This window comes from Actinomadura sp. 9N215 (genome assembly GCF_044326345.1).
In the GTDB taxonomy this organism is placed as follows: domain Bacteria; phylum Actinomycetota; class Actinomycetes; order Streptosporangiales; family Streptosporangiaceae; genus Spirillospora.
Window position 1 is genome coordinate 399,801 of record NZ_JBIRBA010000003.1, and the last position, 16,701, is coordinate 416,501.

16 protein-coding genes are annotated in these 16,701 nt (G+C 70.1%); 8 read left to right on the plus strand and 8 right to left on the minus strand.

All coding sequences use genetic code 11. The annotated features are described in order from the left end of the window. Positions 1–116 precede the first annotated feature (116 nt). Both ACH34T_RS07290 and ACH34T_RS07295 read left to right on the plus strand, forming a co-directional pair. Positions 117–839 (plus strand): TetR/AcrR family transcriptional regulator, encoded by a 723-nt coding sequence (locus ACH34T_RS07290; protein WP_395991203.1) that lies wholly within the window; start codon positions 117–119, stop codon positions 837–839. A gap of 126 nt (positions 840–965) precedes the next feature. Beyond that, entirely contained in the window at positions 966–1,604 is a 639-nt protein-coding gene (locus tag ACH34T_RS07295; protein ID WP_395991204.1) for a hypothetical protein, read from the plus strand. 55 nt (positions 1,605–1,659) lie between these two features. Here the strand turns inward: ACH34T_RS07295 and ACH34T_RS07300 are convergent, their stop codons facing one another. The 5 genes from ACH34T_RS07300 to ACH34T_RS07320 form a co-directional block, all read right to left on the minus strand. Next, a complete protein-coding gene (locus ACH34T_RS07300) occupies positions 1,660–2,145 on the minus strand; it encodes a hypothetical protein (protein ID WP_395991205.1) in 486 nt (161 codons plus the stop codon). A gap of 16 nt (positions 2,146–2,161) precedes the next feature. Then, the gene (locus ACH34T_RS07305) at positions 2,162–2,770 is read right to left on the minus strand and encodes a hypothetical protein (RefSeq protein WP_395991206.1); all 609 of its coding nucleotides are present in this window, start codon (positions 2,768–2,770) and stop codon (positions 2,162–2,164) included. 203 nt (positions 2,771–2,973) lie between these two features. Beyond that, a complete protein-coding gene (locus ACH34T_RS07310; protein ID WP_395991207.1) occupies positions 2,974–3,621 on the minus strand; it encodes a class F sortase in 648 nt (215 codons plus the stop codon). Position 3,622: 1 nt separating this feature from the next. Further along, positions 3,623–4,192, minus strand: a complete 570-nt coding sequence (locus ACH34T_RS07315; RefSeq protein ID WP_395991208.1) for a hypothetical protein — start codon at positions 4,190–4,192, stop codon at positions 3,623–3,625. Positions 4,193–4,569: 377 nt separating this feature from the next. Beyond that, positions 4,570–5,019: a DoxX family protein gene (locus ACH34T_RS07320; protein ID WP_395991209.1), complete on the minus strand. Its 450-nt coding sequence runs from the start codon at positions 5,017–5,019 to the stop codon at positions 4,570–4,572. Between the two features lie 387 nt (positions 5,020–5,406). Here ACH34T_RS07320 and dnaK point away from each other — a divergent pair, with 387 nt between their 5' ends. From dnaK to clpB, 5 genes are all read left to right on the plus strand, one after another. Beyond that, positions 5,407–7,272 (plus strand): molecular chaperone DnaK, encoded by a 1,866-nt coding sequence (gene dnaK / locus ACH34T_RS07325; RefSeq protein WP_395991210.1) that lies wholly within the window; start codon positions 5,407–5,409, stop codon positions 7,270–7,272. Between the two features lie 148 nt (positions 7,273–7,420). After that, complete coding sequence (grpE, locus tag ACH34T_RS07330; protein WP_395991211.1) at positions 7,421–8,131, plus strand: nucleotide exchange factor GrpE; 711 nt, start codon at positions 7,421–7,423, stop codon at positions 8,129–8,131. 134 nt (positions 8,132–8,265) lie between these two features. After that, entirely contained in the window at positions 8,266–9,444 is a 1,179-nt protein-coding gene (gene dnaJ, locus ACH34T_RS07335) for a molecular chaperone DnaJ (RefSeq protein ID WP_395991212.1), read from the plus strand. A 4-nt stretch (positions 9,445–9,448) separates the two neighbouring features. Then, on the plus strand, positions 9,449–9,895 hold the full coding sequence (locus ACH34T_RS07340; protein WP_395991213.1) for a heat shock protein transcriptional repressor HspR: 447 nt from the start codon (positions 9,449–9,451) through the stop codon (positions 9,893–9,895). Between the two features lie 8 nt (positions 9,896–9,903). Then, positions 9,904–12,501: an ATP-dependent chaperone ClpB gene (clpB, locus tag ACH34T_RS07345; protein ID WP_395991214.1), complete on the plus strand. Its 2,598-nt coding sequence runs from the start codon at positions 9,904–9,906 to the stop codon at positions 12,499–12,501. A gap of 9 nt (positions 12,502–12,510) precedes the next feature. On the opposite strand, the gene ACH34T_RS07350 is transcribed toward clpB, so the two are convergent. Genes ACH34T_RS07350 through ACH34T_RS07360 form a run of 3 tightly spaced genes read right to left on the minus strand, consistent with a single transcriptional unit; the run spans position 12,511 to position 15,493 of the window. Continuing rightward, positions 12,511–13,740, minus strand: a complete 1,230-nt coding sequence (locus ACH34T_RS07350) for an RNA polymerase sigma factor (RefSeq protein ID WP_395991215.1) — start codon at positions 13,738–13,740, stop codon at positions 12,511–12,513. Further along, complete coding sequence (locus tag ACH34T_RS07355) at positions 13,737–14,069, minus strand: YciI family protein (RefSeq protein WP_395991388.1); 333 nt, start codon at positions 14,067–14,069, stop codon at positions 13,737–13,739. The genes ACH34T_RS07350 and ACH34T_RS07355 overlap by 4 nt, the downstream gene beginning before the upstream one ends. Next, entirely contained in the window at positions 14,066–15,493 is a 1,428-nt protein-coding gene (locus ACH34T_RS07360) for an MFS transporter (RefSeq protein WP_395991216.1), read from the minus strand. Before ACH34T_RS07360 ends, ACH34T_RS07355 begins: the two co-directional genes overlap by 4 nt. A gap of 149 nt (positions 15,494–15,642) precedes the next feature. On the opposite strand from ACH34T_RS07360, the gene ACH34T_RS07365 reads away from it, so the two are divergent. Next, positions 15,643–16,632, plus strand: coding sequence for an NAD-dependent epimerase/dehydratase family protein (locus tag ACH34T_RS07365; protein WP_395991217.1), 990 nt, complete (start codon positions 15,643–15,645; stop codon positions 16,630–16,632). Positions 16,633–16,701: the final 69 nt, after the last annotated feature.

Consider the following 16,701-nt stretch of genomic DNA (forward strand, 5'->3'; position numbering starts at 1 on the left):
CTCGCACACTGTACGACGACACTCGCACGCCGTTCAACCCCCGGTACCATGTACGAGACGAACGCGACGACGAGCCCGACGACGAGCGGGCGCGACGACGAGCGGGGAGGCAGGCGATGGCGGAGAAGGCGCCGGTGTCCGTCTGGACGCGTCCGGAACGACCCCGGCGCGAGCAGCCGACCCTCAGCCGCGACCAGATCGTCGACGCCGCCCTGGAACTCCTCGACGCCGAGGGTCTCGCCGGGCTCAGCATGCGGCGGCTCGGCACCCGGCTGAACTCCGGCGCCACGTCCGTCTACTGGCATGTCGCGAACAAGGACGAGCTGCTGGAACTCGTCCTCGACCGGGTGATGGCGGAGGTCACCGTCCCGCCGCCGGACGGCGAGGGCGGCTGGCGCGCGTCCGCCACCGCCTACGCGCGCGGCTTCCGCGCGATGATCCACCGGCATCCGTGGACGGTCACGCTCTTCGGCAGCCGTCCCATGATCGGCCCGAACGCCACCCGCGTCCTGGACGAGGCGCTCGTCGCGTTCGGCGCCGCTGGCTTCACCGGCTTCGACCTCGAATACGCCTGGTCGCTGGTCGTCGACTACGTCATCGGCGCGGCCGGGAGCGAGGCGAGCTGGCAGCGCAACCAGTCCGGCGTCACCGCGACCGACTGGATCGAGATCCTCGGCCCCTACCTGGCGCGCATCGGCGACGACCGCCCGACCCTCGCCGCCCACATCCGCGGCGTCTGGACGAACGAGACCGGCGACGTCCTGGAGGGCCGCTTCGACTTCGGCCTCGCCTGCCTCCTCGACGGCCTCGAAGCCCGCATGCCCCCCTTCCGTCAGTGAGCGGAGGGCCTGCGGGGGGGACGTAGCCTCAGAAGGGCAGCTCCGCGAGTGGCTTCGGCGCCGCCGTCCACTCGCCGGAATCCGGCACCACGTTGGCCGGTCACCTGATCGACGTAGTGTGGACTGATGTTCTTTGAACCTTTAGGCACCGAGAATGGGCCGACGACCGAGGAAAGGCCGACGTTTCCCGTGTGGTCGGCTCCGCCGTCCTCGGAGACGGGCGGGGTGATCGCGCTCGAACGAATAATCGCTCGATCCGCAAATGTCGTCGTACTGTTACCGTCGGTCCGCGTCTTTCGCTCCGGCTGCATGCTGGAAATCGAGGTCGTGTCCCGGCAGGGAGACCTGTCGGAAGAGGACTGGTGGGACCTCTCGATGTGGGCGCACGGCTTCGGACCCCCGGTCGGCCGTCAACTGCCGGACAAGCTCCTGCGTATGGGCGTGCGTTACCGCGACGGCACGAAGGTCACCACCATCGAACAGCACCGCGAGACACGCCTCGCAGACCAACAACCATCCGGACCGCTGCTGACATGGTGGCCTGAGGGCGGCGGACCGCGCGGGGGCGGCGTGTTCAACTTCGATCGGTCCACACTCTGGCTGTGGCCGCTCCCCCCGCCCGAGCCCTTCGAGTTCGCCGTCGAATGGCCCCTGGCAGGCATCAACCTGACAACAACCGAACTAGACGGCACACTGCTCTCAACCGCCGCCGCCCGCTCAACCCAATTCTGGCCCGACGACGACGCACCCGCCGAGCGGGACTGAATTGCCACGTCGCGCTTGGTGATTCGTCAATTCCGGGAGCGGCTCACCCCGAAGGCTAGGAGCCTAGCTTCTCCCACCGCTCCACTTGGGCGCACTTGTCGAGCCCGAGGCGCTGGGCGAGCGGCTTCGTCTCCTCGGCCGCCGCCTTGACGCCGGCCGCGGACAGCGCCCTCACCATGTCTCCGCCGGGTAGCGCGTTGGAGAAATCGCCGCGCATCTCCTGCGTGGCTTTCGCGTAGTCTCCGAGCTGGTTCAGCCATTCTTCCAGATCACGCTGGTTCACCTCGGGCGGCGGATTCTTGCGCGCGTGCGCTTGCAGATCCCTGATCTGCGCCGCCCGCTCGTCCATCTTGGACAGGTCGTCCTGGCCGATGCCGTCGCCCCAGGCGAGATCCCCGGTGAACTGCTCGGTCATGTCCTCGCACCGCTTGTTGGTGCTTGAGATCCACCTGTCCTTGGGAGACTGCGTCGTACAGCCTGCGAATGCCGCCACAGCCACCACGGTGGCGAGTACCACCGATCTGCCTTTGATGCCGCGCATGCTCCGATCGTGGCTCCTAGGAGCCGGGACCGGTCCCGGACGTGCGACGAATGGCGCGCCAAGTCCGGGGACTGATCCGCATTCTGGAAGTCATGGCAGCGCGGGCCAGTTTGAGCAGGCGCCGCGCTCCGGTGGAATCGGCGGATTTGGCGATCCACAGTGCGATGGCGATGTAGGCGGCCTGCTGCGGGACCCGGACCCACAGGGGAGTGGCTTCGGCGCCGTTGAGGGGGATGTCGTTGAGGGCGGCGTAGATGTTGGCCGGGAGCAGGAGCGGCAGCAGGACGGCCAGGCCGACGGCGGCGCTCCAGCGGGTGCGGGCCAGGACGAGACCGACCGCGACGAGCAGTTCCAGCACGCCGGTCAGATAGACCATGGCCAGGGGGAAGGGTACGAACGGCGGCACCATGCGGGCGAGTTCTTCGGCGCTGGGCATGGCGGCCACGCTGTCGGGCACGAAGCGCACGATCCCGGTGAGGACGAGCATGACCGCCATCGCGTGAGCGGCGCAGACCGTCCAGTCGGTGAAGCGGCGGACGCCCAGGACGCCGAGCAGGCGCAGTGCCGGTGCGGCGACGACGAGGACGACGAACTCCGCGCCAAGCGTCTCGATGAAGTTCTCCATGGGATCTGACCTCCGGGACCGGGGACGCCGGGCCCCCGAACACTCAATCCTGACACTGTCTAGATTGCGCCATGGCGAGCCATCTTGTCAATGACAAGATGGGGAGTGGGCGTTGGCGGTCCGGGATCACCGCAGGGATCGGCCGGCACCAGAACGGCCGCCCCTCCAGAAGGAAGGACGGCCGTCGTGGTCGCACGCTCAGGTCAGGCGCTCTGCACCAACTTGGCGTAGACGATGAGGTTGCTCTTGTAGTGCCCGGTCGAGGTGTCGAACGCGCCGCCACAGGTGACCAGGCGCAGGGACGAGTGGTCGAGAGTCTCGCCGAACACCTTCTTGTGCGGGAAGGCGTTCTTGTCCACGTCCTGCTTGGAGATCACCGAGAACGTCGCGGTGGTCCCGTCCTGACGGGTGACCTCGATCTGGTCGCCCTCGTTTAGTTCCTTGAGCCGGTAGAAGACGGCCTGCTTCTTGTTGGCGTCCACGTGGCCGAGGATCACCGACGGCCCGGTTTCTCCCGGGGTGGGGCCAAGCTTGTACCACCCGGTCAGGTTGGGACGGCTGAGCGGTGGCTCCTCGATCCGTCCGTCTGGACGCAGGCCCAGCTGGGACACCGGGGCGGAGACGCCGAGTTTGGCGATGCTGATCGTCTTCGGCGGCGACTTGGGCAGCGGCTTGGCGTCCCCCGCGGGGGCGGTGGCGGGCGCGGCCGGCTTGCTCCCACCGCTGCTCGCCACGGCCGACGGGTCGTCGTCACCGCCGCCGCAGGAGCCCAGCAGGAGGCCGATGAGCAGCGCGCCGGCCGCCGCGCCCATGGCGCGGCGACCGGCGGGGACGGTGGTGCGGTCCGTCAACTCAGGAACTCTCCCGCCCGGCCCGGCGGCGCAGCGCCAGCGCGCCCACACCCGCGCCGGCCAGCGCGACGGCCGCGCCGCCGGCCAGCAGCGTCACGCCGGAGCCGCCGCCCTGGGTGCTGCCGTCACCGGTGTTGATCGGGCCGCTGGGGATGGTGGGGGTGCTCGGCGCCGGCGCCGGGGTGGTCGGCGTGGGCTTGGGCGAGGGCTTCTTGCCGGGGTTGACGGTGATGGAGCCGTTGACCGTCTGCTCGCCGACCGTGCAGGTCAGGGAGACGGTGTAGGTCTTCCCGGGGACGAGGTTGGACCTGGTGGCCTGACGGGCCGTCCACGTCTCGCCCGGCGTCCCGGTGAACGCCGGGACGGCGGTGAAGACGCGGCTGGCCTGCGCCGCGTTGATGGTCGGCTTCTTCGTGCACTCGGTGATCGTGATGGTGATCGCCTGGCCGGGGGTGAAGACCCGGGGACTGACATCGATCTTGGGCTGCTGCTGCGCCTGGGCGACGCCCGCCGTGCCCAGCACCAGGCACGTCGCAGCGGCGCCGGCGGCCGCAAGTCGGGTCAGGGTCATGTGACTACTCCTCTTGGAGGGTTGATGTTCGTTCAGCGGCCGAAAGGCGCGATGGTGCGATGGCCGCCCGATCGGCGCGGCGCACGCACCTCATCCGCGACACTCACGCAGTCGCGGGCAGACGTGAGGGTGTTGACAACGAGGCGTGATCATATCGGTGTTTGTCGTGCAAGGCACCTGATCAGGGAGGGTTTCGGCCTTTTCAGGCCACCCGCGAACCTTGACGGCCAGGCAAGCGTCTAACGCCCAGCAGTTCGGAACCGCGGGCGCGGCCTGTTCGAGGCGACCATGCGAGAGGGCCCCCGACGCGCACGTCGGGGGCCCTCCAGGCGAAGATCGGGCGGTTCGACGTCCGCCCGCGCACTTCGCGTGAGGAATCAGGTCGCGTGTTGGGGTTCTCGGGATTCGGTGCGGGCGAAGATGAGGCCGTCGACGGAGAAGCGGCCCGCGCCGGCGAAGGCGAGCAGGACGGCGGCGCCGCCCAGGGCGAGGACGAGTTCGTAGCCGTTCTCTGCGACGAAGACGCCGTTGCCCTTGTGGACGAACCAGAACGCCCCGGCCATGTCGATCGCGAGCAGCAGGCCCGCGACGGGGACGGCCGCGCCGGCGATGAGGGCGAGGCCGCCGGCGAGCTCGACCCAGGTCGAGTAGTACGCGGACAGCGACGCCATGGGCACGTCCATGCCCTCGAACATCTTGGTCACGGCACCGTGGCCCAGGTCGTCGAGCTTCTGCCAGCCGTGCGCGACGAACACGACGCCCAGGGCGACGCGTCCGATGAGCAGGCCGACGTCGGAGAGGTAGGGGACTCGGGTCGCGGGGTTCATGCGCCCTCCTGAGGTTGTTCAAATCTGAACTAGCCGGCGAGAGTAGCACGGTCCAAAGATCGATTCCAGCCCGAGTTCGCAGGTCACGCGGTGGTTGCGGGCGTCCGATGGCCAACGCGGCGGAATGGACGTCCTCCCGGCGAGGGATGGAGCGGCGGACGGTCTCGTCCCCGGGGCCGATCTCTGGGCCAATGGGGGCGGTTCGGGAACTGGAATAGGGCGCTCAGACGTAGTGTTGGAGAGGTCGTCAGCAAAGTTGAGTCTGGGCGGCTCAAGTGATTTGACAAGGTGGAACCGTCCAGGCACCCTTGCCGACAGAAAACCGGACCGGCCGCGCACTGGGCGACCGGGGCGCGACAACACCGGATACGACGGAGGACGAGAAACATGGCACGTGCGGTCGGCATCGACCTCGGGACGACCAACTCGGTCGTCGCGATTCTGGAGGGCGGGGAGCCCACCGTCATCGCGAACGCGGAGGGGTCGCGGACCACGCCGTCCGTCGTCGCCTTCGCGAAGAACGGCGAAGTGCTGGTAGGCGAGGTCGCCAAGCGCCAGGCCGTGACCAACGTGGACCGGACGATCCGCTCGGTCAAGCGCGAGATGGGCACCGACTGGAAGACCAAGATCGACGACAAGGACTTCACCCCGCAGCAGATCAGCGCGTTCGTGCTGCAGAAGCTGAAGCGGGACGCGGAGTCCTACCTCGGCGAGACGGTCACCGACGCGGTGATCACCGTGCCCGCCTACTTCTCCGACCACCAGCGGCAGGCCACGAAGGAGGCCGGGCAGATCGCGGGGCTGAACGTCCTGCGGATCATCAACGAGCCGACCTCGGCCGCGCTGGCGTACCACCTGGAGAAGGAGAACGAGGCGACCATCCTGGTCTTCGACCTCGGCGGCGGCACGTTCGACGTGTCCCTGCTGGAGGTCGGCGACGGGGTCGTCGAGGTGAAGGCCACCAGCGGCGACAACCACCTGGGCGGCGACGACTGGGACCAGAAGGTCGTCGACTGGCTGGTCGAGCGGTTCAAGAACGCCAACGGCGTCGACCTCGGCAAGGACAAGATGGCGCTCCAGCGGCTCCGCGAGGCCGCGGAGAAGGCGAAGATCGAGCTGTCCAGCTCGACGGAGTCGCAGATCAACCTGCCCTACATCACCGCGTCCAGCGAGGGCCCGCTGCACCTGGACGAGAAGCTCACCCGCGCCGAGTTCCAGCGCATGACGTCCGACCTGCTCGAACGCACCAGGGCGCCGTTCCAGCAGGTGCTGAAGGACGCGAACATCACCGTGGACGGCATCAACCAGGTCGTCATGGTCGGCGGCTCGACCCGCATGCCCGCGGTGTCGGAGCTGGTCAAGGAGCTGACCGGCGGCAAGGAGCCGAACAAGGGCGTCAACCCGGACGAGGTCGTCGCGATCGGCGCGAGCCTCCAGGCGGGCGTGCTGAAGGGCGAGGTCAAGGACGTCCTGCTGCTGGACGTGACCCCGCTGAGCCTCGGCATCGAGACCAAGGGCGGCATCTTCACCAAGATCATCGAGCGGAACACGACGATCCCGACCAAGCGGTCCGAAACGTTCACCACCGCCGACGACAACCAGCCGTCCGTGGAGATCCAGGTCTACCAGGGCGAGCGCGAGATCGCCGCGCGCAACAAGAAGCTCGGCACCTTCCAGCTCACCGGCCTGCCGCCGGCGCCGCGCGGCGTCCCGCAGATCGAGGTCACCTTCGACATCGACGCCAACGGCATCGTGAACGTCAGCGCGAAGGACCAGGGCACCGGACGCGAGCAGTCGATGGTCATCACCGGCGGCAGCGCGCTGCCCAAGGACGACATCGAGAAGATGGTCCGCGAGGCCGAGCAGTACGCCGAGGAGGACCGCCAGCGCAAGGAGGAGGCCGAGGTCCGCAACCAGGCCGACACCCTGGCGTACTCGACCGAGAAGTTCCTGCGGGAGAACGACGAGAAGGTCCCCGAGGAGCTCAAGGGCGAGGTCACCGAGGCCGTCGACATGGTGAAGAAGGCCCTCGAAGGCACCGACGTCGAGGCGATCAAGAGCAGCGCCGAGAAGCTGGCGCAGATCAGCCAGAAGATGGGCGCGGCCATGTACGCGCAGAACCCCGAGGGCGCGCAGCCCGGCGCCGAGGACCAGGGGCCCACGGCCGACGCCCAGGGCGGCGAGCCGCAGGACGACGAGGTCGTCGACGCGGAGATCGTGGACGAGGACAAGCCGAAGGAGGAGGGCCGATGACCGGAGCGGAGCGAGGATCATCGGCCCGACACCCCGGGGGTCTGGGGGTCGCCCCCCAGAAGGCAGGGCCGATGACCGGAGCGGAGCGAGGATCATCGGCCCTCCCCCTCGGGGGTCTGGGGGTTGCCCCCCAGAAAGGTGGTGTTTCGTGACGACCTCTCCCGACGAGGGCGAGGAGAAGGAGGGCCCGGTGATCCGCGACAAGCGGCGCATCGATCCCGAAACGGGGAAAGTCCGGGAGCGGGCGGCGGACACGTCGCCGGCCCCGGAGGCCCCGGCGGACGGGAACGGGGGCGCCACGGTCTCGGACGAGGAGGTCGACTCGCTCAGGACCCAGCTCGCGGAGCGTCTCGCCGACCTCCAGCGGCTGAAGGCCGAATACGACAACTACCGCAAGCGGGTCGAGCGCGACCGGGTCGCGGTCAAGGAGCTGGCGCTCGGGCAGGTGCTGTCCGAGCTGCTCCCGGTGCTGGACGACATCGGCCGCGCCCGCGACCACGACGAGCTCAACGGCGGGTTCAAGTCCGTCGCGGAGAGCCTGGAGGCGGTCACGGGAAAGCTCGGTCTGGAACGTTACGGCGAGAAGGGCGAGCCCTTCGACCCGGTCGTGCACGAGGCGCTCATGCACTCGTACTCGACGGAGGTGACCGAGACGAGCGTCATGGACGTCCTCCAGCCCGGCTACCGCATCGGCGAGCGGATCCTGCGGCCCGCGCGCGTCGCGGTCGCCGAGCCCGACCCGTCCGCCGAAGCGTCCGCGGACGACGAGAAACCGGCCAAGGACGCCAAGAAGGCCGGGAAGGCGGACAAGGCCGACCCGGACGAGACGGGTGACGAGCCCGGTGACGACGGCGAATGATCCCCTGGCCCTCGCCGGGGGTTCCGGGGATCGTCTCCCCAGAGGAAAATCCGCGGGCCCGTCCCGTCCGGGGCGGGCCCCGCGGGGTCGCGTGAAGACATGTGGCAAGTGGCGATAGCAGAGAGCGGGGCGCCGTGAGCACCAAGGACTACCTGGAGAAGGACTACTACAAGGTCCTCGGTGTCGCGAAGACGGCCTCGCAGGAGGAGATCAAGAAGTCGTACCGGAAGCTGGCCCGCAAGTACCACCCGGACGCGAACAAGGGCGACACCGAGGCGGAGGACCGCTTCAAGGAGGTCTCCGAGGCGTACGACGTCCTGTCCGACGACAAGCGCCGCAAGGAGTACGACGCGGTCCGGTCGATGCCGGGCGGTTTCCGCGGCCAGCAGGGCGGCGGGTTCCCGTTCGACCTCGGCGACCTGTTCGGGCAGGGCGGCGGCGCGGGGACGCAGACCGGCACCGGCGCGGGCGAGCGCATCGGCGACCTGTTCGGCGGCCTGTTCGGACGCGGCGGCGGCACCCGCACGACGGGGACGGGCACCCGGCGCGCACGCCGGGGCGCGGACGTCGAGACCGAGGTGACGCTGCCGTTCGGACGCGCGATGAACGGCGTCACCGTCCCGATCAAGCTGACCAGCGAGGCGGCGTGCAACAGCTGCCGCGGCACCGGCGCGAAGGCGGGGACCGTCCCGCGGGTGTGCCCGAACTGCGAGGGCACCGGGCACGAGACCCGCAACCTCGGCAGCTTCGGGTTCCAGGAGCCGTGCAAGGAGTGCCACGGCCGGGGCCTCGTCGTCGACGACCCGTGCCCCACCTGCCACGGCAGCGGACGCGCGACCGGCACCCGCACGATCCAGGCCCGCATCCCGGCGGGCGTCGCCGACGGCCAGAAGATCAGGCTCAAGGGCAAGGGCGCGCCGGGCGAGAACGGCGGCCCGCACGGCGACCTGTACGTCCACATCAAGGTGACGCCGCACAAGGTGTTCGGCCGCACCGCCGACAACCTGACGCTGACCGTCCCGGTGACGTTCCCGGAGGCGGCGCTCGGCGCGGAGATCCGGGTGCCGACGTTCCAGGGGCAGCCGGTCACGCTGAAGCTGCCGGAGGGCACCCCGAACGGCCGCAGGTTCCGCGTGAAGGGCCGCGGCGCGACCCGGCGGGACGGCACGAAGGGCGACCTGCTCGTCACCGTCGACGTCCAGGTGCCGCAGAAGCTCGACGACCAGGCGCGGGAGGCGCTCGTCCGGCTGCGCGAGTCGGGCTCGGGCGACGACCTGCGGTCCGACCTCGTCCAGCAGGCCAGGCAGGAGTGAAGCCATGGACCCCTTCGGCGACGAGACACCGGTCTACGTGATCTCGGTGGCGGCCCAGCTGTCCGGGCTGCATCCGCAGACGCTGCGGACCTACGACCGGATGGGCCTGGTGTGCCCGGGCCGGACGGCGGGACGGGGCCGCCGCTACTCGATGCGCGACATCGTGATGCTCCGCGAGATCCAGCGGCTCTCGCAGGAGGAGGGCATCAACCTGTCCGGCATCAAGCACATCCTGGAGCTGCAGCGCGACAACGTGCGGCTCCGCGAGGAGCTCGGCAAGGCGCACGCCGCGCTGGACGAGCTCGCCAACGAACTCGAATCGACCCGTGCCGTCGCGGCGCGGCTGGCGCAGCAGCGGAGGCACGGGGAGCCGGGCGGCACTCCCGGCTCCGACCTGGTGCCGATCAGGCACACGAGCGTCGTCGTCTGGCACGAGCGCAACCGGGAATAGGGGGGCCGGTGGACTACAAGCTCACGCAGAAGAGCCAGGAGGCGGTGTCGATCGCGGTCCGGCGGGCCGCGGCCGAGGGGCATCCCGAGGTGGAGCCGCAGCACCTGCTGTCCGCGCTGATCGCGCTGACCGACGGCACGGCGGTGCCGCTGCTGGAGGCCGTCGGCGCCGACTGGAAGGCGATCAGGAGCCGGGCGGAGGAGCAGCTCGCGGCGATGCCGAAGGCGCAGGGCTCGACGGTGTCGACGCCGCGCCTGTCCGGGCAGCTCCAGCGGTCGATCAACACGGCGGCGAACCGGGCGAAGCAGCTTGAGGACGACTACGTCTCGACCGAGCACCTCCTCGTCGGCCTCGCGGCGGACGGCGGCCCGGCCGCGGGCCTGCTCAAAGAATTCGGCGCCACACCCCGGGCGTTGCTGGACGCGTTCGAGAAGGTCCGCGGCCACGCCCGCGTGACCAGCGAGAACCCGGAGGGCACGTACCAGTCGCTGGAGAAGTACGGCGTCGACCTGACCGCCGCCGCCCGCGACGGACGCCTCGACCCCGTCATCGGACGCGACTCCGAGATCCGCCGGGTCGTCCAGGTGCTGTCCAGGCGGACGAAGAACAACCCCGTGCTGATCGGCGAGCCCGGCGTGGGCAAGACCGCCGTCGTCGAGGGTCTCGCGCAGCGGATCATCGCGGGCGACGTCCCCGAGTCGCTGCGCGGCAAGAAGCTCATCTCCCTCGATCTCAGCGCGATGGTCGCGGGCGCGAAGTACCGGGGCGAGTTCGAGGAGCGGCTGAAGGCCGTCCTGAACGAGATCAGGCAGAGCGAGGGGCAGGTCGTCACGTTCATCGACGAGCTGCACACCGTCGTCGGCGCGGGCGCGGCCGAGGGCGCGATGGACGCGGGCAACATGCTCAAGCCGATGCTGGCCCGCGGCGAACTCCGCATGATCGGCGCGACCACGCTCGACGAATACCGCGAGCGCATCGAGAAGGACGCGGCCCTGGAGCGCCGCTTCCAGCAGGTCTTCGTCGGGGAGCCGTCCGTCGAGGACACGATCGCGATCCTGCGCGGCCTCAAAGGACGCTACGAGGCCCACCACAAGGTGCAGATCAACGACTCGGCCCTCGTCTCGGCGGCCGCGCTCTCCGACCGCTACATCACGTCGCGCTACCTCCCCGACAAGGCGATCGACCTGGTGGACGAGGCGGCATCACGCCTCCGCATGGAAATCGACTCACGCCCAGTAGAGATCGACGAACTGCAACGCACCGTAGACCGCCTCAAAATGGAGGAGATGAACCTGTCCAAGGAGACGGACGAGGCGTCCAGGCAGCGCCTCGACCGGCTCCGTGCCGACCTGGCCGACAAGCAGGAGCACCTCACCGGCCTCGTCGCCCGCTGGGACAAGGAGAAGGCCAGCCTGAACCGCGTCGGCGAGATCAAGGAGCGGATCGACCAGCTGCGCGGCGAGGCCGAGCGCGCCCAGCGCGACGCCGACCTGGAGACCTCGGCCCGCCTCACCTACGGCGAGATCCCGGCGCTGGAGAAGCAGCTCGAAGAGGCCTCGGAGGCCGCCGAGAACCGCGACGCCATGATCAAGGAGGAGGTCGGGCCGGACGACGTCGCCGACGTCGTCGCGTCCTGGACGGGCATCCCCGCCGGACGCCTCCTCGAAGGCGAGACCGCCAAGCTCCTGCGCATGGAGGACGAGCTCGGCACCCGCCTCATCGGGCAGGAGACCGCCGTCCGCACCGTGTCGGACGCCGTCCGCCGGGCCCGCGCCGGCATTTCCGACCCGGACCGTCCGACCGGCTCGTTCCTTTTCCTCGGCCCGACCGGCGTCGGCAAGACAGAACTCGCGAAAGCGCTCGCCGAATTCCTCTTCGACGACGAACGCGCGATGACCCGCATCGACATGAGCGAATACGCGGAGAAGCACAGCGTCGCCCGCCTCGTCGGCGCGCCGCCCGGCTACATCGGCTACGAGGAGGGCGGGCAGCTCACCGAGGCCGTCCGGCGCCGTCCGTACTCGGCCGTCCTGCTGGACGAGGTCGAGAAGGCGCACCCCGAGGTGTTCGACGTCCTCCTCCAGGTCCTGGACGACGGCCGCCTCACTGACGGGCAGGGCCGCACGGTCGACTTCCGCAACACGATCCTGATCCTGACGTCCAACATCGGCTCGCAGTTCCTCGTCGACCCGACGCTGGAGAACGGCGCGAAAAAGGAAGCGGTCTGGAACGCCGTCCGCAACTCCTTCAAACCGGAATTCCTCAACCGCCTCGACGACGTGATCCTGTTCGACGCGCTCTCCACGAACGAGCTGACCCGCATCGTCGACCTCCAGGTCGACAAGCTGGCCGAGCGCCTCGCCGACCGGCAGCTCACCCTGGACGTCACCCCGGCGGCCCGCGAATGGCTCGCGCTCACCGGCTACGACCCCCTCTACGGGGCACGCCCCCTACGCCGCCTAGTCCAAACATCAATCGGCGACCAACTGGCCCGAGAACTCCTCTCCGGCGAGGTCCGCGACGGCGACGAGGTCGTCGTCGACCTCGACGAGGCCGCCGACCGCCTCACCGTCCACCCCACCCGCGGCCTCACCCTCACCAAGTAGCGCCGCGGGTCAGGGGTGGAGTTGGTTGAGGCGGGTGGTGAGGTAGCGGCGGTCGGGGGTGGTTCGGGCCAGGGCCAGGGCTTCCTCGTAGGCGGCTGCGGCTTCGGCGGTGCGGCCTAGGCGGCGGAGCAGGTCGGCGCGGGTTGCCGGGAGCAGGTGGTAGCCGGCCAGGTCGTCGGCCAGGGCTTCGACGAGGGGCAGGCCCGCTTCCGGGCCGTCCGCCATGGCGACGGCGACGGCCCGGTTCAGCCGGACGACCGGGCTCGGGTTCAGTTCGATCAGCCGTCCGTACAGGGCGGCTATCTGCGGCCAGTCGGTGTCGGTGGCCGTGCGGGCGGTCGCGTGGCATGCGGCTATGGCCGCCTGCACCTGGTAGGGGCCTGGTTCGCCGCGGCGGAGGGCGTCGTCCAGGAGGGTGGTGCCTTCGGCTATCGCGGTGTGGTCCCAGAGGTCGCGGTCCTGGCCTTCGAGGGGGATCAGGTCGCCTGCCGCGTCCTGGCGGGCCGTCCGGCGGGAATGCTGGAGCAGGAGGAGGGCGAGGAGGCCGGTGGCCTCCGGCTCGTCCGGCATCAGCGCGTGCAGGACGCGGGCCAGCCGGATCGCCTCCGCGCACAGGTCCACCCGCATCGGATCGGGGCCCTCCGTCGCCGCGTACCCCTCGTTGAACAGCAGGTACACGACGCCGAGGACGGACGTCGTGCGTCCGGGGAGCAGGTGGGCGGGCGGCACGCGGTACGGGATGCGCGCGTCCCGGATCTTGCGCTTCGCCCGGACGAGCCGCTGCGCCATCGCGGGCTCGGCGACGAGGAACGCCCGCGCGATCTCGCCGGTCGTCAGGCCGAGCAGCGTCCGCAGCGTCAGCGCCACCCGCGCCTCGATCGGCAGCGCCGGATGGCAGCACGTGAAGATCAGCCGGAGGCGGTCGTCGGCGACGCCGCTCGGGTCGGGGGTCCACTCCCGCGGGCCGGTCATCGTGCCCAACTCCTTGAGCTTGGCGTTCTCGGTCCGGCCGCGCCGGATCCGGGTCAGCGCGTGGTTGCGGGCGGTCGTCGTCAGCCAGGCGCCCGGACGGTGCGGGACGCCGTCGTCCGGCCACCGCTCCAGGGCCCGCGCGAACGCCTCCTGCGCGGACTCCTCGGCGAGGTCCCAGTCGCCGGTCATGCGGATGAGGGTCGCGACGACCCGTCCCCACTCCTCGTGGAAGGCCGTCGCGACCGCGCCCTCGACGGGCCCCGTCACTCCTCCCAGACCGGCCTCACCTCGATCGTCCAGACGCCGGCGACGGGGTGCCTGGACGCGACCTCCAGCGCCTCCTCCAGGTCGGCGCACTCGATCAGGTCGAAGCCGAGGATCTGCTCCTTGGTCTCGGCGAACGGGCCGTCGGACAGCAGCGTCTCCCCGTCCCGCACCCGGACGGTCGTCGCGGTGGCGACGGGGTGGAGCCGGTCGCCGAGCAGGCGCACGCCGCGTCCGTCCATCTCCTTGACCCATTCCCCGGTGTCGGCCTGCAATCGGGCCATCACGTCCGCGGGGACCTCGTCGTGCTCGGGCCCGCAGATCAGCATCATGTACCGCACGTGTTCTCCTCCTTCGACATGGTGACTCCCACCGGCTCCGGAACTCGTCGCCGGAGCGGCCTCGCGAGCAGCAGACCGGCGATCACGACGCCGGCCAGCGTGATCCCGGCGGACGTGTCGAACGCCGCGCGGAACCCCGGCACGGCGTCCGTCCGCGAGACGGCGACGGTGGCCGCGACGGCCACGCCCAGCGCGCCGCCGAGCTGGAACGCCGCCGTGTTCAGCCCGGACGCGAGCCCCGAGTCCCGCTCCGTCGCCCCGGACAGCGCCGCGACGGCCGCCGCCACCGCGGACGCCCCGAGCCCGAACCCGAACAGGAACAGCCCAGGCAGCAGGCCCGTCAGGTATCCGCTGTCGGCCGTGACCTGGCCCAGCGCGAGGGATCCCGCCGCCATGAACGCCAGGCCGGACATCGCCACCGGCCGGACGTCCACCCGCCCGATCGCCGCCTGCGCCGCGTACGACCCGGCCACCGCCATCACGGGCAGCACGGCCGTCGCGAGCCCGAATTTCAGCGGCGAGTACCCGAGGACGCTCTGCGCGTACTGCGACACGGCGAACGACGTCCCGAACGCGCCCACCGCGGTCAGCATCATCACCAGGTTCCCGCCGGTCAGCCGCCGCGACCGGAAGATCCGCAGCGGGACGAGCGGCGCCGCCGACCGCGTCTCGATCCGCACGAACACCGCGCCCGCCACGACGGCGACGCCCAGCGCGCCCAGCGTGGACGCGCTGACCCATCCGGCCTCCGGCGCCCGGACGACCCCGTACACCGCCGCCGACACCGCCAGCGTGACCGTCAACGCGCCCGCCGGATCGTACGCCCGCGCCCGGCCCCGGCTCTCGCTCAGCAGCACGGGCCCGAGGGCGAGCAGCACCACCGCGACCGGCACGTTGAGGAAGAACACCCAGGGCCAGCCGAGCGCGTCGGTCAATGTCCCGCCGACCAGCAGCGCGGCCGTCGCTCCGAACCCGCCGACGCTCGACCAGATCGCCAGCGCCTTGTTGCGTTCGGGCCCTTCCGCGAACATCGCGGTGACCACGGCCAGCGCACTCGGCGCCATCAGCGCCGCCGAGACCCCCTGCGCGACCCGCGCGGCGACCAGGACGCCGCCCGTCCAGGCGAACCCGCACAGCAGGGACGACACCAGGAACAGCGCCGTCCCGACGAGGAACGTCCTGCGCCTGCCCACCAGGTCGGCCGTCCGGCCGCCGAGCAGCATCAGGCCCCCGAAGCCGAGCAGGTAGGCGCTCAGCACCCATTGCGCGCTGCCGCCGTCCGCGAATCCCAGATCCCGCTCGATCGACGGCAGCGCGAGCAGCACGATCTGCGAATCGAGGATCACCATGAAGTTGGCCGCGCACAGCAGCGCCAGTGCCGCCCACCTGCGCGGATCCAAGCCATCGTCGTCCATTGCCCCTCCTCCCGAATTTCACGTCTCCCCCTGTCGACACTCGGGCGCGCTCGTTTTCGACAGCGACGGAGAAGAAGTTCCGGAAGCGCGGGTTCTGCTGTGAGCAGTGAAGTGTTCCGTACAGAACGTACGGAAGGCAGAGTCGTCCCATGAGGATTCTGATGCTCGGCGGGACCGAGTTCGCAGGACGCGCCATCACCGAAGACGCTCTTGCGCGCGGCTGGGACGTGACCGTCTTCCACAGGGGACGCCATGAACCGCCCCAGGGAGTCGCGTCCTTGCACGGCGACCGCACCACCGAGGACGGTCTCCGAGCACTCGCCACCGACGAACAATGGGACGCGGTCGTCGACACCTGGTCTGCCGCCCCGTCCGTCGTCCGCGACACCGCGCGCCTCCTAGACGGACGCGTCGGACGGTACGTCTACATCTCCAGCCGCTCCGTCTACGTGTTCCCCGAACCCGACGCGCTCGGTGAGGCGGCCCCCGTCGTCGACGGCTCCCCAGATGACGGCGACGACGTCGACTACGCCACCGCCAAGCGCGGTGCGGAACTGGCAGCGGTCGACGTGTTCGGCGATCGGGCACTGCTGGTGCGGGCAGGTCTCATCCTCGGCCCCTACGAGAACATCGGACGGCTGCCCTGGTGGCTGAACAGAATCGCGAAAGGCGGCAAGGTCCTGGCGCCCGGCCCAAGCGACGCCGGTTTGCAGTACATCGACGTCCGGGACCTAGCCGCCTGGACCCTGGACGCCGTCGAGCAAGAACTCGGCGGACCGTTCGACCTGGTAAGCCCACCAGACCACACCACAATGCGCGAGCTCCTCGAAGCGTGCATCCAAACCACGGGCTCCAACGCCGATCTCGTCTGGACGCCCCCGGAAACCATCCTCGAAGCGGGCATCGAACCGTGGATGGACCTCCCGATCTGGCTCCCACCCGGCGAGGACTACGACACCCTCCATCGCGGCAACGTGACCAAAGCTCTGTCCACAGGTCTGCGTTGCAGGACCGTCCAGGAAACGGTGACCGACACTTGGCAGTGGCTCCAATCCATCGGCGGCCGGACGCCGCAACGTCCCGACCGCCCGGTCGTCGGCCTGGACGCCGAAACCGAAGCGAAGCTGCTGCGCCGCTGAATGATCGGCACGGGGTTGGCGCTTCGGTGGACGCGGCGGGCCCCGGTCCGCTAGAGAGGCGGATATGAC